This is a genomic window from Thermoanaerobacterium xylanolyticum LX-11 (genome assembly GCF_000189775.2).
Classification (GTDB): Bacteria; Bacillota; Thermoanaerobacteria; order Thermoanaerobacterales; family Thermoanaerobacteraceae; genus Thermoanaerobacterium; species Thermoanaerobacterium thermosulfurigenes.
Map to the genome: position 1 here is coordinate 2,397,388 of NC_015555.1, position 22,812 is coordinate 2,420,199.

General features: G+C 35.0%; 27 protein-coding genes. 9 read left to right on the forward strand and 18 right to left on the reverse strand.

What is annotated here, in order from left to right; genetic code table 11:
- Nucleotides 1-56: 56 nt before the first annotated feature.
- The 18 genes from cas7b to sufC form a co-directional block, all read right to left on the reverse strand.
- The gene (cas7b, locus tag THEXY_RS11495; RefSeq protein ID WP_013789007.1) at nt 57-968 is read right to left on the reverse strand and encodes a type I-B CRISPR-associated protein Cas7/Csh2; all 912 of its coding nucleotides are present in this window, start codon (nt 966-968) and stop codon (nt 57-59) included.
- The gene (locus tag THEXY_RS11500) at nt 968-2,725 is read right to left on the reverse strand and encodes a TIGR02556 family CRISPR-associated protein (protein ID WP_013789008.1); all 1,758 of its coding nucleotides are present in this window, start codon (nt 2,723-2,725) and stop codon (nt 968-970) included. The genes cas7b and THEXY_RS11500 overlap by 1 nt, the downstream gene beginning before the upstream one ends.
- Before the next feature lie 14 nt (nt 2,726-2,739).
- Complete coding sequence (gene cas6, locus THEXY_RS11505; protein ID WP_013789009.1) at nt 2,740-3,480, reverse strand: CRISPR-associated endoribonuclease Cas6; 741 nt, start codon at nt 3,478-3,480, stop codon at nt 2,740-2,742.
- Between the two features lie 152 nt (nt 3,481-3,632).
- Complete coding sequence (locus tag THEXY_RS11510; RefSeq protein ID WP_013789010.1) at nt 3,633-4,004, reverse strand: hypothetical protein; 372 nt, start codon at nt 4,002-4,004, stop codon at nt 3,633-3,635.
- Between the two features lie 13 nt (nt 4,005-4,017).
- Nucleotides 4,018-4,872, reverse strand: coding sequence for an RAMP superfamily CRISPR-associated protein (locus THEXY_RS11515; RefSeq protein WP_013789011.1), 855 nt, complete (start codon nt 4,870-4,872; stop codon nt 4,018-4,020).
- Nucleotides 4,859-5,638 carry an RAMP superfamily CRISPR-associated protein gene (locus tag THEXY_RS11520; RefSeq protein ID WP_013789012.1) on the reverse strand — a complete coding sequence of 260 codons (780 nt, stop codon included), beginning with the start codon at nt 5,636-5,638 and terminating at the stop codon, nt 4,859-4,861. Before THEXY_RS11520 ends, THEXY_RS11515 begins: the two co-directional genes overlap by 14 nt.
- Complete coding sequence (csx7, locus tag THEXY_RS11525; protein WP_013789013.1) at nt 5,631-6,380, reverse strand: type III CRISPR-associated RAMP protein Csx7; 750 nt, start codon at nt 6,378-6,380, stop codon at nt 5,631-5,633. Before csx7 ends, THEXY_RS11520 begins: the two co-directional genes overlap by 8 nt.
- Nucleotides 6,381-6,385: 5 nt before the next feature.
- Nucleotides 6,386-6,856, reverse strand: coding sequence for a hypothetical protein (locus THEXY_RS11530; protein ID WP_013789014.1), 471 nt, complete (start codon nt 6,854-6,856; stop codon nt 6,386-6,388).
- A 3-nt stretch (nt 6,857-6,859) separates the two neighbouring features.
- Nucleotides 6,860-7,981, reverse strand: a complete 1,122-nt coding sequence (locus tag THEXY_RS11535) for an RAMP superfamily CRISPR-associated protein (RefSeq protein ID WP_013789015.1) — start codon at nt 7,979-7,981, stop codon at nt 6,860-6,862.
- A complete protein-coding gene (locus THEXY_RS11540) occupies nt 7,978-8,529 on the reverse strand; it encodes an RAMP superfamily CRISPR-associated protein (RefSeq protein WP_013789016.1) in 552 nt (183 codons plus the stop codon). The genes THEXY_RS11535 and THEXY_RS11540 overlap by 4 nt, the downstream gene beginning before the upstream one ends.
- Before the next feature lie 15 nt (nt 8,530-8,544).
- Nucleotides 8,545-10,515: a Cas10/Cmr2 second palm domain-containing protein gene (locus THEXY_RS11545; protein WP_013789017.1), complete on the reverse strand. Its 1,971-nt coding sequence runs from the start codon at nt 10,513-10,515 to the stop codon at nt 8,545-8,547.
- A 9-nt stretch (nt 10,516-10,524) separates the two neighbouring features.
- Nucleotides 10,525-11,820, reverse strand: a complete 1,296-nt coding sequence (csx2, locus tag THEXY_RS11550) for a TIGR02221 family CRISPR-associated protein (RefSeq protein ID WP_013789018.1) — start codon at nt 11,818-11,820, stop codon at nt 10,525-10,527.
- Nucleotides 11,820-12,215, reverse strand: coding sequence for a CRISPR-associated protein Csx20 (gene csx20, locus THEXY_RS11555; protein WP_013789019.1), 396 nt, complete (start codon nt 12,213-12,215; stop codon nt 11,820-11,822). Before csx20 ends, csx2 begins: the two co-directional genes overlap by 1 nt.
- Before the next feature lie 167 nt (nt 12,216-12,382).
- Nucleotides 12,383-12,796, reverse strand: a complete 414-nt coding sequence (gene sufU / locus THEXY_RS11560) for a Fe-S cluster assembly sulfur transfer protein SufU (RefSeq protein ID WP_013789020.1) — start codon at nt 12,794-12,796, stop codon at nt 12,383-12,385.
- Nucleotides 12,793-14,019 carry a cysteine desulfurase gene (locus tag THEXY_RS11565; RefSeq protein WP_013789021.1) on the reverse strand — a complete coding sequence of 409 codons (1,227 nt, stop codon included), beginning with the start codon at nt 14,017-14,019 and terminating at the stop codon, nt 12,793-12,795. Before THEXY_RS11565 ends, sufU begins: the two co-directional genes overlap by 4 nt.
- A complete protein-coding gene (gene sufD / locus THEXY_RS11570) occupies nt 14,019-15,185 on the reverse strand; it encodes a Fe-S cluster assembly protein SufD (protein ID WP_013789022.1) in 1,167 nt (388 codons plus the stop codon). The genes THEXY_RS11565 and sufD overlap by 1 nt, the downstream gene beginning before the upstream one ends.
- A 13-nt stretch (nt 15,186-15,198) precedes the next feature.
- Entirely contained in the window at nt 15,199-16,602 is a 1,404-nt protein-coding gene (gene sufB / locus THEXY_RS11575; RefSeq protein ID WP_013789023.1) for a Fe-S cluster assembly protein SufB, read from the reverse strand.
- A gap of 13 nt (nt 16,603-16,615) precedes the next feature.
- A complete protein-coding gene (gene sufC / locus THEXY_RS11580) occupies nt 16,616-17,368 on the reverse strand; it encodes a Fe-S cluster assembly ATPase SufC (protein ID WP_013789024.1) in 753 nt (250 codons plus the stop codon).
- A gap of 1,117 nt (nt 17,369-18,485) precedes the next feature.
- On the opposite strand from sufC, the gene THEXY_RS11590 reads away from it, so the two are divergent.
- The 9 genes from THEXY_RS11590 to THEXY_RS11630 all read left to right on the forward strand — a co-directional run bounded on the left by THEXY_RS11590 (nt 18,486) and on the right by THEXY_RS11630 (nt 22,806).
- Nucleotides 18,486-19,703 carry an IS110 family RNA-guided transposase gene (locus THEXY_RS11590; RefSeq protein ID WP_013789026.1) on the forward strand — a complete coding sequence of 406 codons (1,218 nt, stop codon included), beginning with the start codon at nt 18,486-18,488 and terminating at the stop codon, nt 19,701-19,703.
- A gap of 289 nt (nt 19,704-19,992) precedes the next feature.
- Nucleotides 19,993-20,190, forward strand: a complete 198-nt coding sequence (locus THEXY_RS11595) for a hypothetical protein (RefSeq protein ID WP_041592147.1) — start codon at nt 19,993-19,995, stop codon at nt 20,188-20,190.
- Entirely contained in the window at nt 20,157-20,474 is a 318-nt protein-coding gene (locus THEXY_RS11600) for a hypothetical protein (protein ID WP_013789027.1), read from the forward strand. The genes THEXY_RS11595 and THEXY_RS11600 overlap by 34 nt, the downstream gene beginning before the upstream one ends.
- Nucleotides 20,475-20,528: 54 nt before the next feature.
- Complete coding sequence (locus tag THEXY_RS11605; protein WP_013789028.1) at nt 20,529-20,735, forward strand: hypothetical protein; 207 nt, start codon at nt 20,529-20,531, stop codon at nt 20,733-20,735.
- 18 nt (nt 20,736-20,753) lie between these two features.
- Entirely contained in the window at nt 20,754-21,026 is a 273-nt protein-coding gene (locus THEXY_RS11610; protein ID WP_013789029.1) for a hypothetical protein, read from the forward strand.
- A gap of 34 nt (nt 21,027-21,060) precedes the next feature.
- Entirely contained in the window at nt 21,061-21,480 is a 420-nt protein-coding gene (locus THEXY_RS11615) for a TNT domain-containing protein (RefSeq protein ID WP_013789030.1), read from the forward strand.
- Complete coding sequence (locus tag THEXY_RS11620) at nt 21,477-21,743, forward strand: hypothetical protein (protein ID WP_013789031.1); 267 nt, start codon at nt 21,477-21,479, stop codon at nt 21,741-21,743. The genes THEXY_RS11615 and THEXY_RS11620 overlap by 4 nt, the downstream gene beginning before the upstream one ends.
- Before the next feature lie 213 nt (nt 21,744-21,956).
- Nucleotides 21,957-22,520 carry a histidine phosphatase family protein gene (locus THEXY_RS11625; RefSeq protein WP_013789032.1) on the forward strand — a complete coding sequence of 188 codons (564 nt, stop codon included), beginning with the start codon at nt 21,957-21,959 and terminating at the stop codon, nt 22,518-22,520.
- 103 nt (nt 22,521-22,623) lie between these two features.
- Complete coding sequence (locus THEXY_RS11630; protein WP_013789033.1) at nt 22,624-22,806, forward strand: hypothetical protein; 183 nt, start codon at nt 22,624-22,626, stop codon at nt 22,804-22,806.
- The last annotated feature ends 6 nt before the right edge of the window (nt 22,807-22,812 follow it).

Here is a 22,812-nt window from a genome sequence, read left to right on the forward strand (position 1 = left end):
TTCCTTTCTCAAGAACTTCGCTACTATCTTTTCCTGAGATATTTTCTAAATTTATCTTAAAAGCCTAATTTTTCTACAGGAAAGTCCTTTACCACATCACCAAAATCACATGCGACACCATCTACTGCAAAAACTGCCCTTTCATCTACTGCATATCTTAGCTTTTCTATTTTGCCTTTGTTTGCATTAAGGCTTTCGATTAATTCTTTTATCTCGATCCTTCCGTCTTTAATGTCCCTCAATTCTTCGTCTTCTACATTGTGGACAAATTTTATCCTTTTATTTAACTCACCTATCTGATAATTTTTTTCTTTCATGACTACCTGAAGCAAAAATCTCGGCATGTGTCCCATCTTTGAATTGGACATAAGGTTTTTGGTGCCATTCCACATTGCTTCCAACATCAAATCTACATCGTCATCTGTAAGAGGTATGTTCTGATTTTTAGCTGCATTTTCATTTACAATGCCATAAAATGAGATAAGTGAATATGGAAGTATATACTTCTCTGTAAATGTTCCTTGACTGTTGCCACTTTGTGACGGCATTACGGTTGTGCCTTTTATGTAAGTCATGTTGACCTTGTGAAGTGATCTTCCAAATCCAAACTGAACGGGACCTGTTAAAGTCATAGTTTTGTCCTTCACTGCTGTTGTAGCTCCAAAAAGCCGCACATCTATGCATTTATTGATGATATCATCATTCGAACCGAAGTCGCTTATTCTATCATCTTTTGTCCGCAGTTTTCCGCTTTCATCTCTCGTCTCCAAGATAAATACATCCATCCCTTTATACTCTGCCAAATAATCTCTTATGGTTCTTTTAAGTCTTACGTCTGTCACTATATTTATACCTGTCTCTTCATCGATCCTTGGCTTATTTTCATCCACAGGGTCTCCGTTTGGATTTGCAAAGCTTACATCATAAAGAAAAAGTATCTCTGAGCGGTTGTTTATAATGTTACTCATCATTGTTCCTCCTCTTTGCTATAAATTATTGATGCTATTTCGTCTGCAAGATTTAATCCACAGGCGAAGTAGAAGTTTATTTCATCTACTGGCATATGCCAATCATCTCCTGCTAAAAGAAGATAATTTGATACCTCCTTTGCCAGCAGCCTCTTGCCTTTATCAAATGAATCGTACTCCTCAAGCTTATTCTGAACTTTTGGCAAAAGCCCTCTTATGTCTTTTTCATCCATCTTGAGACTTTTTAGGTTTTTCATGAAAGGCTTTGCACCTCTATCTTTGCACTGCTTTCTGAGAAGCAACTCTGTAAGAGCACCTAATAGCACAAGTCCTCTTTTGATAGGCGTTTCGAAGTTTTCTTCGTACTTTTTAAAGAAATCTGATAATGGTCTTTCCTCCATGGCTTTAACCTCCATTTCTACTAATCCTAAATTTTGTAAAAACTTAATTGCCATCATTCCGTCTTTTATAGCACTTTGATAGTATTTGTTCTGAATGAATTCATCTCTTACCCGTTTCATTATAAATTTTAGTATCAAGTTTATGTCAATTTTCCTGCCTCTAAAAATCCTGTCTGTTAAATCTAAAAAGTAACCGTCAAGATCGCTGTCTCGCTTCTTCATGTCAGACTTAGACAAAAAATTGCGTATATTTCTGAAAGTAAAATTCTCATTAAAAATGCCATCTACTGTGTCTTTCGCCTTGAAAATCTCCCTAATATGTGATGGAAATACGTCTTCTATAAGAAGCAGTATTCTTTCAGCAGAATTTTGCTTTTCTATAAATAGATAATTTAATGAAATTGAGTCATCAGCGTCTTTCAAAAAATACATTATATCGTCTTCATCTGTTATGACTCTTTTTTTCGTTGATTCTTTTAATGATACAAGCCTTGTTGTCTCTTTGAATATGTCCAATATTTCTTCTTTTACAAATCTTTCACCTATTAGAAATTTGGGTATTAGTTGATATTTGAGCCCATAAAACTTAAACGTCAAATTATTTTCTATGTACTTCTTGCCTTCTTCAAGCTTTAATCTACAGTCAGGACAAACAGGGAAGTTTCTCCACGATTTTTTCTCGTCAAACCCTCCGACTATGTATCCTGTTTTATCAATCGTGTAGAAAGCGTACGTGTCAACCTTGCCAAAAACCAAATCCTTCTTCTCACCACATATTGAACATACTTTGTCATTTGCTGAAAGTTTATTGTATTTTTCATTGTCTGTATCTACGAGGAGTTTTCTAAATAGCGGTATATCGCCGATGTATTTGTATGTACTGCCTTCTACGAATTTCAGCATGAGCAAAAGTCCATCTTTTTTAGGGAATTCCCCTCTGAACTTTATGATCTTTTCTAATATCTCATCTTTATTTTCTTGAATAGCGCTGTTCAAATTTTCGAGAAATCGCCTTTCATCTTCATCGATGTTTAATCCTTTTTTGCTAAGGATTTTAAACCAACTTAGAATCTTACCGTTAAATGTCTTGTCAGGCTCTGTAATCTTTGCGACAGGCATATAACCAGGACCATTGCCACCAGCGCTTGAGTACAAGTACCTTGATATTTTTTGGCTGTCTGTCTCCTCTATCGTCACATCTTTGTACTTCACGTCATCGCCATCTACTGTAAAATTAATGGCTATGACGTTTTTATACGAACCATTTTGATTTGGATCCTCTATAAGAACATCTAAAAGGCTCTTCCTTCCAGTACTTATAGACATCTCACCTATGTCCTTCACAGCATCCAGCATTTTGCGCACCCCTTTTACAATATCTCAAAGCAACCAAAGCCTTGAGAGTTTTTGGCCCCAAGTCCTGAGTAGTAAGCAACCTTCAAAAGATCCGGACTACACTCCACATCATATATTCCCATCCAGCCTTTTATGACTGTATTTTTGTACTTCATGACTTTTTGATATTTCATATTTTCGTCGCCAATAGGGTATAGTTTAAAATATGGATCTTCTACCTCCTCGCCGTAAATCACTTCATATTTTTTCAATAAGTTCTTTAGCAAAATATCAGAAAAGTTTTCATGCCAAGGTGAGTAGTAATAAGTATACCTTACTCCCTTGTCTTCGATTGTAGAGTATGTGACAACAGGCGACAAAAACTTTATTCTTGCCTTTTCTCTAAATACAGGTGGATTTTCGATGTTTATTGAATTAAGCTTAAATGTTTGGTTGTTGAATACGCAATAGTCTTTTTTAAATATGTTTTGTGAAATGTCGTATATAAACTCGTCAATGGGAGAAGATACAGTAAGCTTAAATGGCGGCTTTAGCAATATCTTGTCCTCTCTTTTTAGAAGTCTAAATTCTCCTTCAAGCCTTGAATACGTAAATAATTTAAACTGCCTTTTCCCGTATTTGAAACCTTCATCGTGCATAAATGCGCTGAAATCTCCATCTGTCATACTGTTGTATATAAATCCCTGCACTATGTGATTGTACTGTATAGGCAGGCGCAACTCTTTGTCACCGCTGAACTCCAGTACCACCCTCATCACTTGTTACCCCCTTATTTTCAGAAAGAATTTCCACGCCACATACGCATTAAAAATTTTTCCAATGTAATATATTCTCCAAAATCCTCTATTTTCCTGCTAAAGTTATGGAAAATTTTTAGAAAAAAATAATAAGCGGATTATACCGCTTTTTAAGAAGATCTTTTGCTATGCTCAAAGGACTTTACATATCTATTAGCCCAGCACAAAACATAAAACATTTCATCTGTAGTAAGCCTTGCAAAATCTCTATTGCGACACTCTGCGTTTTTGAAAATGGATAAATACCCTTCTACAAACTTTTTAAAAGCTTCTTTATATGGCTTCCCGCCGCCTAACATAAAAGGATCTTTATTTATAAGATTAAGCATGCTAAAAAATTTTGTTTTTGCTTCATTTTCATTAGCACTTGTTTTTCTTGCACTTTCAAAGAGGTTTATGACAACGTCTAATATATTTGTCAATTTATTTTTTACGAAATATTGCCCCATATTTACTGCCATATCATAGAGACCATCTTTCACATTATCACCGCCTTCAATATCCTCTTTGATTGTTTACAGTATGCCATACACTCTTTGTGTGTCTTTTGTCCCATGAAAGCAGCTCTTTCAATCTTTTCACATTCTTAGCCACATCGCCATCATTTTCCCCATACCTATTAGCTCTTTTCAATGCATCAATATCATCATCTATTGATTTCACCTTTACAGAGCCGTAATAAGCAGGTTTGCCATAACCTAATTTAAGGTATATATCACCACTCAATCCTAATGAAAAGCACAAGAGATCTAATTCATTATCGTCTAAATCATCAAAAAACACGTCCCCCTCAAATATACTGCCCGGCATCACAAATTCACAAGGTATTGTGCCTTTTTCTATTATATTCACATCTCCATGGTTGTAAAATTTTACACCCTTAAATTTCCCATCGGCATCATAATAGTTCTTGTTCTCTGGCTTTGGTCCGTAAAATGCTGGGATATTTATTATATCTACGCCGCTATTTTTCACAAGTACCAAATCAGTAAACCGCAATCTACTTTTCTTGCCTAATGAGCCAAACATATCGCATATTATGCAGTCATTTTGGTCCTTTATATCTTTTCCAATCTTGCGTATGTCTTGTTTTGTGCTTATACAGCTTCTTGATACGCTCTCAGCTATAGCCCTTGCACATCCTTTCAAAGATGAACCAGGTATTATGTATTTGCCATTGTATTTCGCAAATTCTCTATACACAGTACTGCCGTTTTCATTGTAATATCCTGAAAATATGTGGACTGGCGTCACAACTTCGATACTTACTCTAACCTTTCCACTTTTTAATTCATGCGATTTTACGTATTTTTTAGCACCTAATATAGGTACGAAGTTATAAGGTTTCATCAAACTCCACCTTCCCAAAACACTCATCATCCAATGCCAACTTGGACAACTTTTCTCTTAACATTTCCCTGTCAAACTTTCTTTCTATGTAAAATCCATAATCATCATAACCCGATATATTTTTTCTATCGTAGTATCTCATTGTAAACTGAACATTTTGTACAGCCATACGACCAAACCCCCTTGATGTTATACCTCCAAAGACCACATACCCATCGTCGATTTCATCTAATATTTCCGTAAGCACTTTAATCTGCCAATTAAACACATTCTCCATTTTTATTTCGCATTCAAATGTACCATCTTCTACAACCTCAGGCTCAAATAACGCATTTCTTTTCGATGCCCCTGTTATCCTATCAATGGCTACATTCTTTCTCTTGCCCATCTTAACTTCCCCTATTGGATAAGCATCTTTAAATAGAATTCGGCTCTTTAAAGCAGTATTGCCAAACATTTTACATGCAGGACAGCTTTCTTTGTACCGCTCTTTTCCATCCATACTGCTACTAAGCTTCTTTCCGCAATATTCAGATCCAAATATATCACAGCCTTTTAACTTTTTCTCTGCCCTACTTCTAAATACACCTTTTATACTGCTGCCAGGCATTACTACCGTTAACTTACCATCTTTATAAGACCTTAAAAATTTGTTGTCAGGCACCGTCGGATCAAAATCATTGTTGTCAGCCGCTTTTATTGAAAGAGGGCTCATCGTCTTTAAATAAAATTTAAGATATCCTTCATTGTGCAGTTCTTTAAACATCATTCCACCTCATTTCTTCACTTAAACCATTAGATACGTACTCTTTTAGATTGGATTTATCGACTTTGTAGATCTTCTCGTCAATAAGCTTAACAGTTCCTAAACCTCTGCTTGTCATTCCTCCTACTGATATCTGCCCATTTTTAAGCACATTTAGGCAAAGTTTTAAAAGCTCTAAATCGTCGTCATCCAAATTATCCCCTGTCATATAAAGCTCGAATTTCGTACCTGATGGAGTGATCTCGTAATTGTACTTCTTTCCATCTTTTGCAGTGCCTGTATCTCTGTCTATCCCAACGCCATCCCTCATGTCAAAAAAAGTCTTTTCATCTATCGAGTTTAAATCTTTTATAGTAAGTTTTGCTGCTAAATTGTTTGAGCCAAACAGTCTGCATACATTGCACGACCTTTCATATATTTCTTCAGCAATTTTTTTATAATCTTTGTCGTACTTATCTTTTAACTTTTTAACATAATCACCATTTACACAAGGTTCATCATTAACTATTAGACATGACCTATAACCTTCAAAAGCGCCACTTGAAAGGACTCTTTCAACAAAGCTTCTAAGGACACCTTTTAAACTTGAGCCAGGTATTAAAGGTCGCCCATTTTCATCTTTTATTACTGGTGAATCAACTTCAGTCGGATCCATGCTTTCTTGACCTTTACCTATGTGAATAGGCTTTAAAGCTACAATTGTACCTTTCACAATATACCTATTTTCAAATTTATCAAACATCTACATCACCTCTTATTGCTGTTATAGTACTTATTCCCATTTTTCGAATTGTTGTTTTGTTTTCCAAATCCAGTGTTATTTTGACTTGCATCAGTTCTTATTGGCTTTACTCTGTAGGATGATTGCCAGTACAAATACCCAAAAAATAGGCTTAAAGCCTTTGGCAAAATATCTTCAGTTGCATCATTTTTTATTTTCCTCATGTATTCTATTATCTTGTCTCCATACTTCATGCCATCAAAGATGTTATCCCAGCCATTGCGCTTTGATTCCTTGTACTTTATGTAAAGTTCAAATTCATCATAAGAATCAATATTTGAGGCAATCTCAGCTAATGTCCTGTATTGGGATATGCCAATCTTGTCTTTTTCTCTACCTTTTTCATCATTTGTGTGAATTGATAGAAAGTCTTTTTTTGACGCTATTTCGTCTGAATACTCAATTAGCTTTTGTTTTAACTCTTTACTTATATTCATTGTCTAATTACCCCCATTCAAATGTATTTCATCGCAAATCTTCACATACCCATATCCATTTATGGTATTTTGGCCGATACCTGACTTCTCCACAAAATACAGCTTGTCTTTGATATCATCAATATCTTCATCTGTGCCAATCAAAACAACAGAACCTTTCTCTATATAAACTGATGGTTTTTCCCTCATATCGTCCATTTGTTTTGATGTATCATAACCTCTATATATATTGCTTTCTGAGTAAACTTTTATCACGTCATATTGAAATCCAAGATTTAATATTTTCTTCCACAATTCTTTGTAATCATCTGTCGTCTTTAAAGGAATATTATAGTCTATATCAGGTATCATGTCTGAATAAAAATCAAGTGTTATAAGCGACTTATATGTCTTACCACCGTACTGCCTTTTGCCAACAATTTTATTTAACTTTTCGATTCTTTCTATCAAATCAACTTCATTCCTTGCACCTTCACTGCATATTTCGATCTTGCATTTGCCGAATCCACTGGAAGTATCTGCGCCAATCCTAAGCATTTTAAATTCTTCAAGTTCATCTATTCCGTCTACATACCCTTCAAATGTTAGACCTTCCTCTATTGCTAATATACTATACAATCCTCCATCTCTTGCTGTCTTTGTATACGGATCTATGGCTGTTCTTGTAAAAAGTCTTTTAGGAACATCTACCATTTTCCCATCTTTATAATACCCTGTAGCAAACTCTATTCTCCCTTTGCATATTGGACATTCACTCTCTTTATTAAAGAGCACATCTACAAGACCATGGTCATTGTGATACTTGCATTTCATTGCAGAAAGCGGAAACGGCCTTGCACCATCATAATAGAAGTTGTAAAATCTTATATTGCTAAAATTCCTACACCAATCTTTATACTTACATCTGCTGCATTTTTCGTCATCTCTTATGTATATCCAGTTGTACCTGCCATCTTTATCTGGTTTATCTACATCGTACAGTAGACAATTTCTCAAAATCTCTCTTGCAATAGCTGCCCTTATAACGTCGCCTGGTATGTAATCTTTAGTAGTTAAAAAATTTCCTACCAAATTTCTGCCACCTACTATAAGAGGTGAAATCAGGTTTAGTTTTACCTTTATCATTCATCCCCCTCCTTAACATCAACATGGACCCATCCATATCCTCTGCTTTTACCCGCCCCAATGCTTTCTATCATTTTTAAAGATATCAAAATGAGTTCTTCATATTTCTCTGTACTTTCATCCAAGTATAAGTCCATTGTCCCTTTGAATGTACCGCCTTCGTATACTTCCATTGAATTTAGAGAATTGTCTTTTGCCACTTTTCTATACCTATCAACAGACGTTGAATGCCTTACAGTTCTACTGCCAATGTTAGTCACATCATCATCTAATAATAAGTCATCTATATATAATTTAGATGGGTTATAACCAGGTGAACCAAAAACCTTGCATACAGGACATATGCACTTCATATCGTCATGATGCTCTTCATCGATTAAAGACATGAAGTTTTGCCTCATGATTCCCTTTATTGTGGATGCAGGTATATAAGGTTTTCCACTTCTATCTTTTACAAAGTATTTATCTACAAGACTACCAATGCTATTGCCTGTAGCAATGCACATTGGAGATTTTAATTTTACGACTATATCAAATCTCTTTTTCAAAATATCACCTCAATCCTATACATAATCCCAAATCTCGGTAATGTCATACCACGGTGAGTGATATTCCATGCCATTTTCACCTGAAAGCCTAAAAAGACCCTCTTCAAAACAGCCATTGGCAATCTCCACAAGTCCTTTTTCAATATCTTCCATATTTGACCTTGACCTGTCGTACATGTAGAAAAGCTTAAACTCCAATGGCAACATCATGCTTGCAGCATCCCTAAGTTTGTATATGTGGTTTTTCATAATCTTTTTGCTTTCTTTCATTTTCAGTATCAAGTTTATAAGCTTAGTCATGTCACTCCACGTGTAATTTAAAATGCCTTGATGTATAAAGTCATAATTGCTGCCTTTATCCAGTTCCAAATACATATTGCTTTCTAAAACTGCAAATGAAACAGTCCCAATTTTGTTGTCCATCTTTTTCGAATATGATTTAGCTTTTTTCAAAAGCTTATTGGCCAATTCAAACATATTCCGTATAGGTGTGGAATATTTGCTTATTGCGACGCCAATCGACATTGTCACATTTGCACTTTTATCAATGTCAGACTTGTTTTGAAATTCTTTGTCAAATGTTTCAATAAGCTTTGACGCCATTATAAAACTGGATTTTGCAGGGGTTATTATGAATATATCATCGCCTCCAAGCTCAATAACTTCAAATGGAATCTCCTCTCCTTCTACCTCATACCCTTTCCATATAGCCTCCAATGTCGCTTTAAAAGCAGAACTTTCCGCTTTTCTGCTGAAATACATCATCTCATACACATTTTTTATGTTCTTTATTATGTTTCCAAAATTATTGCCATCACCGTATATTAATGCCATGTATCCATTGTTTTTAAAGGCCCCAATCTCGTCTAATCCTTGTACCTTTTTTCCACCGTATTGTTTCTCGCCAAAATTTTTTAAATGCATTCTCTGAAACTCCTCATGAAATCCACCTTTGGCGTAAGTCCCAGCTTCAATTTTGTGAAGGCAGCTTAAGCATACACCTTTCTCCCCTTCACTTGTCTGAATTGTATAATGTGCATCCCTCAAATTGCAGAATTTGCATATCAATTTAGATCCGCTTTCTAGCGGTTTGTGGGTTATCTCATCTATCACCATGTCTTTTTCTACTATTCCTTTGTTTACATCGCCATAATTAGGATCAACATTTAAGTACAGCTTTAACTTTTTCCTATCTTCCAGCATTTCTTCGCAATCTCTTATGACTTCCTTATAATCGTTAATCAAATCTTTTAATGTTGTTTTGTGCGATATAAAGGCGCTTTGAGCTGTTATTGTCACATCTTCATAAAGTCTTTCTAAATCATAATCTATATCAATATCATTATCAGGCACCACGGCAAAGACATTTCCTCCACCGCAGTAAATAATGCTTTCTGGTATAAACTTCTCTTTAAAGTAGCCAGGTATCCTTACTCTGTTTATGTTATCTAAAAGATAGCTAGAACCTCTCAAGCACTTTATATCATTGTTCTCGACAATGTACTTTTTTGTCTTGTATACACCGCCTTTTATTACTTTTACATTCACCTTCCCAATCTCATCATCTATCTTTTCTCCAATTGCCAACATATCTACCATCTTTAAAGCAGCATTTACACTTTCACTTTGAGAAATTTCTACGTCAAAAAAATGACGATACATGTTAAGTCTTACTTCTTTCCTGCTGTCCAATGTGTACGCAAAGCAAACAGCCAATGTTGCAGCATCTTTTAAAGAAGGCGCCTTAACATCTTTTTTTTCAATGTATGGCCTAATGTACGGTATTTCGTCTACATCGTTTTTTAAGTACTCGTATATTTCGTCGCTATCCATCATGGATATATCGTGAGCTATCTTTTTAACTTTCTTTTCGTACTCATCCATCTTCATACAGTAATTTGTGCCAGTAACAATGTCTACCCAGCTTATATATCCACTGGGAAGTTTCTCATGTCTAACTTTCTCATCTGCAAAATCTATGTACACGCTATCACCTCACTCTATAATTTTTTCTACATCATCTATAAAGGTATTAAGTTTTTTTACAAAAGTTTTATACGGTTTGCTGTTATCTCTCCATCCAGCATGATTTATATCGTTTCTAAAATCTTTTATGTTGTAAATCAATTTAGCAAATTTATCGCTATTTTCGCTTTCTAACACTTTATTTACAATATCTTCATAAAGTTTTGCCTCATTTTTCCACTTTTCTTTGGGAGGATTATTCATTTTTATGTAAAATGCTTGACCTATAGCATCTCTGATTTTTTGATTGCACTTGTCAACTCCAAACTTGTTGCAGAAATATGTTATTATGCCTTCCTCCAATATCGTAAGCCCTTGCTGTATCATATTGTGGTCTCTGCACCATTTCACCACCTGTATCATGTTTTTGTCTTCATCATCAGTAAAATTATCAAAGTGATTTTTTATATTCTCTATAAGCGGTGTCATAGGTTTTATGTAGCTTTTTTCTGATATGTTATAAGCGAAGTCTATCTTTTCCTTAAGCTCTATTCCATCGCTTGATACCAATTTACCTCTACAAACTGCCACATTGTTTGTGTAATTCTGTATCGATTTACCAACCTTCTCTAATATATTCTTGTCATCTTTCATACCCTTTTTTAAAAGCTCGCCTTTCCCACGCTCTATAAGCTTACTTATGTACCTTGAGTCGCCGTCCTCTATGAAGCGGTCAATTCCAACTGTCCAATCAAGAAGGTTGATAAAAGGAGTGAGATTGAATATAGGCGCATTCCTATCTTCTAATTTTAGTCTGTCTTCAATTTCGTTTGATGGGACTCCGAGAGCTTCTACAGCTCCGTAGTACATTCCTTTTATTTCGCATTTCTTTACAAATTTTGCATAATTCAATATTATAAGTGCTAAGACAGGCAGTGATCTAAATGAATGCGTTATGTCAAAGATTATCTCATCTTTGTAGTTTATCTTTCCTAATACTTTGTCAAATATATCCCAAAGTTCTTCTTCTATTTCCCCAGATGGAATATCTACGGCTTCTATAGTATCTACTATGCCTTCATACTTTTTAAGCACACCAGAAAGCCCACTTTTCTCAGGATGCTTTGCATTTGAAATCCAATTAGCTGTAGTCGCTTCTTTTGTCTTGAAGATGTAAATGCCATCTATTTTGATGCCTTTTTTTAAAAAGATATCTATAAGCGCTTCTTGAACATAGCAAATCGCGTCGATTTTTACGTCATCCAGCGAATAATTGCATTCAGCATATTTGCCTGTACCTAAAAATGAAAAAAACTTTGTCGCCATCACTTCCACCTCTCATATTTTCTAAATCTTACATGTTTAAATGTCCTATGCACTTTTACAGTACCGTCAGTAAATGTCCTTTCGTCCGCATCTCTTGCAGTCGTAGAATATATAGGTATCAATCCGCTTTCAAAGCAAAAATCTACCAATAAAAATGTAGCTCCAAAATCCCCTTGCAAAAGGACATAATCACCTTTTCTAGAATTTTGCTTTATCCACTCAGCAATCTTTCCTACACAAAAGCGTATAGACTCTGCTTCAGGCGGTATAGATGCCCATACTTTTTTAAGGTCATCTGGAAGATATGTAAATTCACCGACACCATAAGTGTGAAAAGCATCTTCCATTTGGTCTTTTGTCAATTGGTGTGAAAACACTAAAAGCATTTTTCTCATTTTATCATGACCTCTTTTATAATTATCAAGGGATATAGACTAAAAGAAATGACAATCCTGATAGGTAGGCTAAATATGACATTTATATAGATATTTCTACACAAATCAAAATTTTCCTGCTTAAAAAATAAAAAAAAACGCCTTAACGTAAGTTAAAGCGCTTATAGTTATATTATCTTTTCAAGTGTCTTCCATGCCAGCAAAGCACATTTTACCCTCGCTGGGAAGTCTGACACTCCTTGCAAGACTTGTGCATCGCCAAGGTCGTCTATATCCACATCTTTTTTGTGTATCATGTCTATAAATTTCTCCACCAGCGTTAAAGCTTCTTTTTTGTCTTTCCCTTTTATAAGATCACACATCATGGATGTAGAAGCTTGGCTTATGGCACAGCCATGACCTACAAATGAGGCATCTTCGATCACATCGCCGTTCATCTTAAGCTCCAATGTTATGTCATCACCGCAGAGAGGATTGTGGCCTCTTTCTTTTATGGTAGGGTTTTCTATCTCCCTTTTATTAGGGGAGTTTTCGTAGTGCTCCATTATTATCTCTGAGTAAAGCTGATTTAAATCGCTCATCTAAACCACTTCCTGACATCTTTTAATCCATCTACAAAAGCATCTACTTCGCTTTTGTCGTTGTAAACGTAGAAACTTGCCCTCACAGTTGCAGGAACACCTAAGTACCTCATGAGAGGCTGACAGCAGTGATGACCACTTCTTACTGCTATGCCATCCTGATCAAGTATCGTGGCTACATCATGTGGATGGACGTTTTCCACATTGAATGATATTATACCTGTCCTATCTTTTGCATCTTTAGGTCCGTACAGTTTTACGTAGTCTATCTTAGACAATTTCTCTAAAGCATATTCCGTAAGCTCTTGCTCATGCTTTAAAATATTGTCAAGGCCTATTTTCTCTACGTACTCTATAGCCTTCATAAGGCCGTAAGCACCTTCAACATTTGGCGTACCTGCTTCAAATTTAAGTGGTGATGGTGCAAATGTAGAATGATCCTCAAAAACCTCGTCTATCATCTCTCCACCGCTTAAAAACGGAGGAATGTCATCCAGAAGATCTTCCTTTATATACAGGACACCTATACCCATAGGGCCCATCATCTTATGGCCTGAAAATGCATAGAAGTCACATCCAAGCTTTTCTACATCTATCTTCATATTTGGTATGCTTTGTGCACCATCTATCAATACTTTAGCACCATTTTCATGCGATAAATTAACAATTTCATAGACAGGGTTTATGATGCCTAAGACATTTGACGAATGTTGTAAAGCGACAAGTTTAACTTTTTCATCTTTCAAAATGCTTTTAAGCTCGTCTAAGTCAAGCCTGGAATTTTCATCAAGGTGGACGTATTTAAGCTTTGCACCTTTTTTCTCCGCCACCATCTGCCATGGAAGGATGTTGCTGTGATGCTCGGCTATCGTCAATACTATCACATCACCTTCACCAATATGCTTAAGGCCCCATGTATATGCCACAAGATTTATAGACTCTGTGGCATTTCGCGTAAACACTATTGACTCAGACGATTTGGCATTTATAAACCTTCTTACAGCATCCTTTGCCTCCTCGTAGGCCTCTGTTGACAATGCGCTTAGATAATGAGGACTTCTATACACATTTGCATTGTACTCTTTGTAATACTTAGATAGCGCATCAATCACATACGTTGGCTTTTGAGTCGTAGCTGCATTGTCAAAATATATGAGCTTTTTCCCGTGTGGAGCTGTCTTTAATACAGGAAAATCTTCTTTTATCTTTAAAACATCCAGCATCAACCAGAAATCCTCCTTCCAATGTGACTTTTAACTGTCTCTTTAAGAGCATCACTTGGCAATGTATCAATTACTGGGTTAAAGCTTGCTTCCACCATCAAAAGCTTTGCTTCTTCCATGCTTAAACCTCTTGACATCATGTAGAAAAGCTTGTTTTCATCAATTTGCCCCGCACTGGCAGAATGGTTTGCCTGCACATCATCTTCAGAACACCATAAAGCAGGTATAGCGTCAGATCTTACCGTCTTATCCAGCAAAAGGACAACTTCGCTTTCATTGCCCTTTGCCTTTCTTGCACCTCTCTTCATGTCTAAGTTGCCTCTAAAAACCGCCTTTGATTTATCTTTCAATGCGCCTTTTACATCAACACTGCTTTCTGTCCTCATCCCTATATGATTAACCCTGTAAGACATATCATGACTCTGATCGTAAGCTCCTAAGAATATAGAGCTAAAGTAAGCGCTGCTACCAGTTCCTTCTAATTCTGCAGTCACATCATAGGCATTTACTTTTGAGCCTAAATCGATTTGCGTCCATTTTACTGTTGCATCATTCCCTGTTATTATTATATTATTGTCAAAATTCGATGAATCATCACTGAACCTTTGAATCTTCACTATATTTACGCTTGCTCCATCTTTCGCTATGACGGCTGTAAATCCATTGTGAAAGCTTCTCTTGTCAGAAGCTAAATCAAAAACAACTGTCAAGTTTGATAGTCTCTCTGCAATAATGAGGTTTAAATCTATTATAGTGTCGTCATCGCCAACTGCTCTATAGTTTATTGTAACGGGTAGCTTAACATTTGAATTTGGCAGAGCTCTTACGCTAAAGCCTGTATTGTAAAATGCCAAAACCATATTCTTAAACTTTTCATCCACGCCAAAATTACGCGCCAATACAGATTTTATTGCGTTTAAATCATCATCTGCAAAAGCTTTTGTCAAAGGATTTACCACAAGTCCTTCTTGGGCATCATTATCAATGACTGCACTTTTATACTCTTTATAGTATGGAAGATGGACATCATCTATCTTCACTCTTTTCCACATAGGCATTGGCACTTTTGAAAATACCTCGTAACCTTTTACTCTAAGCTCTTTCTCTCCACTTCCGCCTTCCCTAATGATATCTTGTATTGTATTGTAATCTAATAACTTAATCATAGAAACATCTCCTTTACCCTATAGTTCCTTCAAGCTCAAGTTTTATAAGGCGATTAAGCTCAACGGCGTACTCAAGCGGAAGTGATTTTGCTACAGGCTCTACGAATCCTCTTACGATCATGGACCTTGCTTCATCTTCACTTAATCCTCTTGTCATTAAGTAAAATATCTGCTCGTCGCTGATTCTTCCTACCTTTGCTTCATGCCCTATGTCAACATTATCGTTTAAAACCTCTATTATAGGCATTGTATCTGATCTTGATATTTCGTCTATCATAAGACCTTCGCATTGTACAGATGCTTTTGCACCTTCTGCATTAGGACCTATCCTCAAGAGTCCTCTGTAATTTGTGATTCCCCCGTCTTTGGATATGCTTTTTGCCAATACTTTCGATGATGTATATGGTGCTAAATGTATCATTTTTGAGCCCGTGTCAAGATGCTGCCCTTTTGCAGCAAATGTGACACCAGTGTATTCAGATTTAGCTCCTTTGCCTCTTAATACAGATGCCGGATAAAGCATCGTCTTGTGGCTTCCAAATGAGCCAGATATCCACTCTATGACACCATCTTTATCGACTAAAGCTCTCTTTGTATTCAAGTTGTAGGTATTTTTGCTCCAATTTTCTATAGTAGAGTAGATAAGCCTTGCTCCTTCTTTTACAAAAAGTTCCACACAACCCGCGTGTAAATTGGATACTGCATACTGTGGTGCCGAACAACCTTCTATGAATCTAACTTCGCTGCCTCTATCGGCTATTATAAGCGTGTGCTCAAACTGCCCTGTTCCCGGTGCATTCATCCTGAAATATGCCTGAAGCGGAACTTCTACTTTCACATTTTCAGGCACATATACAAATGTGCCACCACTCCATATGGCTCCGTGTAGCGCTGCAAATTTGTGGTCATTTGGCGTAACATTTTTCGTCATAAAGTACTCTTTAATTACGTCAGGGTATTTTTTCAAAGCCGTGTCCATGTCTTCAAATATTACGCCTTGTTTTGCAAGATTGTCTTTTATGCTGTGGTAAACTACTTCCGAATCGTACTGAGCACCCACGCCAGATAAAGCCTTTTTCTCTGCCTCAGGAATGCCAAGCTTCTCAAATGTGTTTCGTATGTCTTCAGGCACTTCATCCCATGAATTTTTCAATTTAGCGTCAGGGCTTAAGTATGCTACAATGGAGTTTATGTCAAGCTGGCTTAAATCTACACCCCATGTAGGCATTGGCTTGTTTTCGTATATTTCAAGAGATTTTAAGCGAAAATCTCTCATCCATTTAGGCTCATTTTTTCTTTCGGATATCTCCTCAACGATCTTTTTAGAAAGCCCCTTTTCCGTCTTGTACGAATACCTGACTTCATTTTTTATGTTGTATCTGGAAAAATCTATATCATTTACAATGGTCTTTTTCATCTGATTCACCCCTTTATGACAGAACTTCGTCAAGTATAGACTCGTATCCTGTCTTCTCCAGCTCCTTCGCCAGATTTTTATCTCCTTCTTTGACAATTCTTCCATGTGCCAGCACAGATATTACGTCTGGCTCCAAGTAATCCAATATCCTATTGTAATGGGTTATAATTAGTATTGACATATCTTCTGTCTTCAATTTCCTGACTGTCTCAGCAACAATCCTTAAAGCATCTATGTCAAGACCTGAATCTATTTCATCCAACATGACAAGCTTCGGATTTAACATAGCCATCTGCAAGATCTCGCTTTTCTTCTTTTCTCCGCCAGAAAAACCTACGTTTAAGTATCTCGTCCTGTACTCCTGCTTCATGTCCAGCATATCCATCTTTTCCTTCATGCTTTTTGCAAATTGCAGCATAGGCATGTTTTTGTTTGTAACTGCATTTAAAGAAGTCCTTATGAAATTATCTACCGTAATCCCCGGGATTTCCTCAGGAGATTGGAACGATAAAAATATGCCTTTCTTAGCCCTTTCGTTTACTTTGAGGTTTACGATATTTTCCCCTTCAAAAAGTATTTCACCGTCTGTAACTGTGTAATGTGGATTTCCCATTATTACATTACAGAGGGTACTTTTCCCGCTGCCGTTAGGTCCCATAATAGCGTGTATTTCTCCTCTTTTTATAGTCAAATTAAGTCCTTTCAATATCTCCTTGCCGTCAACATCTGCTTTGACATTTTTTATTTCTAACAAATTATCCTTCATATTTACACTCCCTTTTTAATTCCTACTATTTTAATGGGATTACTTCCATGCTTTAATTATACCCTAATATTAAAAAAAATCAATAAATATATGAAAAATATAATCATTGTTTATTTTTACCTCGTAAGCCACTATCTATAGCAGAGAAAAATAATATGAATTTAAAAAATAACATACCACGAAAATTGTTGCAGTATGTTATACCGATTCGTTTTCTGATTTAGGTTGAAGCATTTTTCATTTTTTATTGTTGTTTAGTTTTTTAAAGACTAATTTAATACCATTCCTTTTATTATAACGATGAATCCAATATGTAAAAAATAAAACAACTAAAATTATATATGCAATAAAAATATGTATTTCTAGAGAATTAAGCTTATTTTTACTTAAGTTAAAAAAATGTAAAATTCCTATTGACACAAAGAATAATATTGTAATTAAATATACACCTATCATATCAATTTTTCTCTTTATTATTCCTCTTATCAATTGAATCATTATAACTAATGCCATGAAAAACCATACATATGCCATATACCTATATCACCCTTTCTATTTTTAACTTTTAATACCCGTAATTATTCCATCCTTTTATAAATCCGCAACCAATATGATAAATATCTGTCAACCAAGCTAAAAGTCCTGGAATAGAGTTTAAATGTCATATATTAACCATTAGACCACCGCTTTAAATTATCTCTTAATACCGTTTATTCTTTATCAAATTTATTAACTTAAATTTTATTGTTTTAATGCTTTCTTGTCAATAAAAATTTTTAACAGCACGTAATTTCTTAAAAAATGTCGAAATTTGCGAAAAATTTTCCAAAGACATAACTAAAGTTGATAAAAAAATAACCGAAATAAACATCATGCTTTGACAGCATCACGATAAACGAAAACTATCACGTTAGACAGCAGTAATCGTGATATAATTAGATTATACGGCACAGATACCGGATATTATTTGGGATTTTCAAACCCGTAAAATAAACTGATCGGGCTTCCTTTTTGTACCACCATCTGTCCAGAACAAAATGTTCAAAAGGACGCATAGTAAAATAAGGAAATATAAGGGAGCCACGCCGTAAAATCTTCCTTTATGAGGTGAAAGGTTATGGATAGATTATACGAGCGTTGTTGTGGGATTGATGTACACAAAAAAATGATAGTTGCTTGCTTTAAACGTGGCAATGATCAGGAAATCCGTGAATACGGAACAACAACAGCAGAATTAAGAGAACTCACTGCATGGCTACTTAATGAAAAGTGTGAAATGATAGCTATGGAAAGCACTGCTTCTTATTGGAAACCATTATACAACATATTCGAGCTTTCCGGATTAGATGCTATAGTAGTAAATGCAAGAGACATGAAAGCTGTTCCTGGACGGAAAACAGATGTAAAAGACGCAGAATGGATTGCAGATCTTCTCCAGCATGGTTTGCTCAAGGCTAGCTATGTTCCTGATAGAGAGCAAAGAGAATTGCGTGAAGCATCTCGCTATCGCAAAAGCCTAATTGAGGAACGAGCACGTGAATTGAATCGACTGCAAAAAATGTTAGAAGGAGCTAATATCAAATTATCTAGCTTTACTTCCGATATCAATGGCAAAAGCTCCAGGAGAATATTAAATGCTCTTTTAGAAGGCAAGAAATTAGATGAAGAACAACTTCAAGAATTGCTTCACGGTTCAATGCATAAAAAAATTCCTGAAATTATGAAAGCAGTGGATGGTGTACTTACTCCCCTTCAGAAACAATTAATTAAAAATATCATTGACCATATAGATGATATGAGTAGACGTATAGAAGATATGGATAAACTAATTTCGAATTACTTGGACAAATATCAAAAAGCAATTAAACAGATTGATGAAGTTCCAGGCATAGGAATACAAAGTGCAGAAACGATTCTAGCGGAAATTGGATTAGAAATGAAGCGCTTTCCGAGTGATGCGCATATATCAAGTTGGGCAGGGCTTTCCCCAGGCAACAATGAAAGTGCAGGCAAACGACGAAACAGCAAAACGACGAAGGGGAATAAGACATTAAAAACCACCTTAATTCAATGTGCAAAATCTGCAGTAAAAAAAGAAGGAACATTCTTTTATGCACAATACCAACGTTTAGTTGTAAGACGCGGAAAGAACCGAGCAATTGTAGCAGTAGCTCACTCAATGTTGATTGCCATTTACCATATGCTTAAAGAAAATAAACCGTATAAAGAGCTTGGAGAAGATTATTATAATCAGTTTAACAAGGAGCGAAAGATTAATTCCTACCTAAAAAAACTATATGCATTAGGATGGGAACCTGAAATTGACACACAATAAATATAAATATTACCATTAATTCCCTTTAAAAGTCTATTTTTAAAGCTGTAGGGGAAGTCTGCGCTTTTTTAGCTACTTATATAATAAGTTTTCATAGTAAATAACATAAAATTACTAAAAAGGCTAATTTATATATTTCTATATAGTTTTGCCGTCTTAAAATAAAGTAAGAAGAGGATAAAAATGGATTAAAGATTTTAGAACATTCAGATACTACGGCGGTAAAGCTCGACCAAGAGGGCAATGGGTAACAGACAGACTTTTAAAAGACCCGGAAAATGAACTTGCATTGCCACCTACAAATAAAGCAGAAAAAGTACAGGAGTGGATAATTCCAAAAGGCACAAAAGTATTAGATGGAACAGTAGCACCACATGAAGAGTGGGGAAGACCGGGAGGGGCAAGGCAAATATTTGTGCCAAATCCGGAAATGTTAAAGGAGGGTAAAAACACATGGTACTTAAAAGGAACAAGCTATACGAAGTAAAAGAACTAATAGAAGCAATAGATGATGTAATGCCAGAGTTGGAAAAAGAGATAGAGGATAGAAAAAAAGGAATACCAGGATATGGAAAAGTCAACCAACTCGAGTTTATAAAAAAAGAATTAGAAGAATTAAGGAAAATGGCAGTAGAGAACAGATTACCACCTAAGAACAAAAGGGCATTGGAGTATCCATGGTATTTCACAGATGGGTGGAAAGTGGAACCCCAGATAGAGAGAAAACTTTGGGATATTGCGAGAATGTATGGAAGGCAGCTAAAAGACTAAAAATTTGCCAGGGTAATCCTGGCAGATTTTTTAGTCCATAAAGGAGAGGTAAAAATGATAGATTTAAAAACAGGGGAGATAATAGTAAACTCAGATTTAGTATTATCACCGAAATTAAGTCTTGAAGAGTTCAAAAAAACAAGATATTATACCGGACAAGATGAAAAAATGTACATGAGCATAGGAGGACCTCACAAAATAGACGGAAGAGATTTCTGTATTAGCCTATTTTTTAAAGACTCTTATTTAAAGGATATATAAGAAAGGTGGAGAAGTAATATGAATTTAAAAGAATTAAAAGAAAAACTGATAAAAAATAATATACCACAAGAGTGGTGGGGAATACCGGGACAATTTGCTCCTTCTTCTGATTTCTGGTTAGAACAAAACAATGATGGAACATGGATAATGTATTACCAAGATGAGAGAGGGAACAAATATACAATAAAAACTTTTACATTAGAAGAAGAAGCTTGTGCCTTTTTTTACGATTTAGTGATTAAAGAATATGAAGAAGCAAAACCTTATATAGGTAAAGGAAAGGATTTGTAAAACTTAGCTCCATAGTCTTAAAACTGAGGTTTCTATGACTGCTGAGAAAGTAGAAACGACCACTGTAAAAGAAGCCACTTCAAGTTCCTCAAAAGTTGCATCAAAATGGCTTGATAAAAATGGCAAATATATATGGCCGCCAAATGACGGATTTGAATGTACACCAGTAAAGAAAGTATTCAAACCAGGAGAAAGGTTTGATAAATATGGAAAAGAGATGGGTAGATATTTTACAGCACTGATAGGTACACCTTTTGAAATGAGATCTTTGCCATCAGAATATAAGATTACAAAATCATATAACATATATGAAGTAATAGAACCATTTGAGGCATGGGAAGGTAAGATATCACCATGGTTTGACCAGCCAGGAGGAGGAATACAATACAAAATGCCAAAGACAATAGAAGAATTAATAAATGAAGGATATATAAAGAAGGTAAAAACAGAATGAATCTAAAGGAATTAAAAGAAAAATTAATACAAGAAAAAATCCCTCAATATATATGGGGTGTGCCTGACCAATTTGCTCCCTTCTCTAATTTTTGGCTGGAGCAAAATAAGGAATGGAATTGGGTGGTATATTATCAAGACGAAAGAGGAAATAAAAAGATAATAAAAACTTTTCTGGACGAGGAAGAAGCATGTGAATTTTTCTATAATTACGTTATCGAAAAATACAATTGGGGTAAAGAGCGAACAAAAAAAGATAAATAGAAAAAGCTTGTGACTTTTTTTACGATTTAGTGACTAAAGAGTATGAAAAAGCAAAACCTTATATAGGTAAAGGCAAAGACTTATAAATTTCAGCACCATAGTTTTAAGCTATGGTGTGCTGTTTTAGAAATATTTCATTGCCACATGAAGCAAATTTTTTATCAGTATAGTGCAAAAAAGCAATAATATTCTATAAATAACGAAGTAAATCATATGACAAAAGTATATTTTGTAAGACATTGTAAACCAGATTTTTCAATTAAAGATGATTTAATGCGTCCACTCACTAAAGATGGTCAAAAAGACTGCAAAAAAGTTACAGAATTTTTGTCAGATAAAAATATTTCAAAGATATTTTCAAGTCCTTATAAAAGAGCCATTGACACTATAAAAGATTTTGCAGAAAGTGCAAACTTAAAGATTAATGTTATTGACGATTTTAAAGAAAGAAAGATTGGCAATGCCTGGATAGAAGATTTTGATAAATTTGCAAAAGAACAATGGCATAATTTTAATTATAAATTGCCTGGGGGAGAAAGTTTAAATGATGTTCAAAGGAGAAATATAAAAGCACTTATGAATATACTTGAAGAAAATGTGAATCATAATATTGCGATATCTTCTCATGGAACTGCTTTAAGTACGATAATAAATTATTTTAATAAAAAATTCGATTATGCTGAATTTGAAAAAATCAAAGATCTTATGCCATTTATTGTTTGTTTTACTTTCGATGGCCAAGATATTTTGAATATCGAAAAATTTATTTTTGACTAACAATTAAAAAATTTATTTCTTTTACTTTTATCAATATAAAATCTTTGATAAAATAAAGTTAAGTTTTTATTTTTTAAATTATGCAAAAACAGGGGGTATGATGATGAAAAATCCATTAATTAGAATTTTAATTGATCGACTATTATATTTGTTAATTGCATCATATGGAATTATCAAGGTATTTATCGTTAAAGGTGTTATAGACAAAATATTTTTATTTGCAATATTCATTACATTCTCTTACGAATTTTACAAAACTTTTAACCAACAAACCAAATTCAAGTAATAAAAA

Bases quoted from the DNA above. Each gene is read 5' to 3' on its own strand.
- THEXY_RS11615 (WP_013789030.1), top strand. From the start codon at position 21,061: ATGACTGCTGAGAAAGTAGAAACGACCACTGTAAAAGAAGCCACTTCA.
- sufU (WP_013789020.1), bottom strand. From the start codon at position 12,796: ATGAGCGATTTAAATCAGCTTTACTCAGAGATAATAATGGAGCACTAC.
- THEXY_RS11520 (WP_013789012.1), bottom strand. From the start codon at position 5,638: ATGTTTAAAGAACTGCACAATGAAGGATATCTTAAATTTTATTTAAAG.
- THEXY_RS11590 (WP_013789026.1), top strand. From the start codon at position 18,486: ATGGATAGATTATACGAGCGTTGTTGTGGGATTGATGTACACAAAAAA.
- THEXY_RS11605 (WP_013789028.1), top strand. From the start codon at position 20,529: ATGATAGATTTAAAAACAGGGGAGATAATAGTAAACTCAGATTTAGTA.
- sufB (WP_013789023.1), bottom strand. From the start codon at position 16,602: ATGAAAAAGACCATTGTAAATGATATAGATTTTTCCAGATACAACATA.
- sufD (WP_013789022.1), bottom strand. From the start codon at position 15,185: ATGATTAAGTTATTAGATTACAATACAATACAAGATATCATTAGGGAA.
- THEXY_RS11530 (WP_013789014.1), bottom strand. From the start codon at position 6,856: ATGAATATAAGTAAAGAGTTAAAACAAAAGCTAATTGAGTATTCAGAC.
- THEXY_RS11610 (WP_013789029.1), top strand. From the start codon at position 20,754: ATGAATTTAAAAGAATTAAAAGAAAAACTGATAAAAAATAATATACCA.
- THEXY_RS11515 (WP_013789011.1), bottom strand. From the start codon at position 4,872: ATGAAACCTTATAACTTCGTACCTATATTAGGTGCTAAAAAATACGTA.
- THEXY_RS11600 (WP_013789027.1), top strand. From the start codon at position 20,157: ATGGTACTTAAAAGGAACAAGCTATACGAAGTAAAAGAACTAATAGAA.
- cas6 (WP_013789009.1), bottom strand. From the start codon at position 3,480: ATGAGGGTGGTACTGGAGTTCAGCGGTGACAAAGAGTTGCGCCTGCCT.
- THEXY_RS11500 (WP_013789008.1), bottom strand. From the start codon at position 2,725: ATGCTGGATGCTGTGAAGGACATAGGTGAGATGTCTATAAGTACTGGA.
- THEXY_RS11535 (WP_013789015.1), bottom strand. From the start codon at position 7,981: ATGATAAAGGTAAAACTAAACCTGATTTCACCTCTTATAGTAGGTGGC.
- csx20 (WP_013789019.1), bottom strand. From the start codon at position 12,215: ATGAGAAAAATGCTTTTAGTGTTTTCACACCAATTGACAAAAGACCAA.
- THEXY_RS11625 (WP_013789032.1), top strand. From the start codon at position 21,957: ATGACAAAAGTATATTTTGTAAGACATTGTAAACCAGATTTTTCAATT.
- THEXY_RS11630 (WP_013789033.1), top strand. From the start codon at position 22,624: ATGAAAAATCCATTAATTAGAATTTTAATTGATCGACTATTATATTTG.
- sufC (WP_013789024.1), bottom strand. From the start codon at position 17,368: ATGAAGGATAATTTGTTAGAAATAAAAAATGTCAAAGCAGATGTTGAC.
- cas7b (WP_013789007.1), bottom strand. From the start codon at position 968: ATGAGTAACATTATAAACAACCGCTCAGAGATACTTTTTCTTTATGAT.
- THEXY_RS11620 (WP_013789031.1), top strand. From the start codon at position 21,477: ATGAATCTAAAGGAATTAAAAGAAAAATTAATACAAGAAAAAATCCCT.
- csx2 (WP_013789018.1), bottom strand. From the start codon at position 11,820: ATGGCGACAAAGTTTTTTTCATTTTTAGGTACAGGCAAATATGCTGAA.
- csx7 (WP_013789013.1), bottom strand. From the start codon at position 6,380: ATGTTTGATAAATTTGAAAATAGGTATATTGTGAAAGGTACAATTGTA.
- THEXY_RS11565 (WP_013789021.1), bottom strand. From the start codon at position 14,019: ATGCTGGATGTTTTAAAGATAAAAGAAGATTTTCCTGTATTAAAGACA.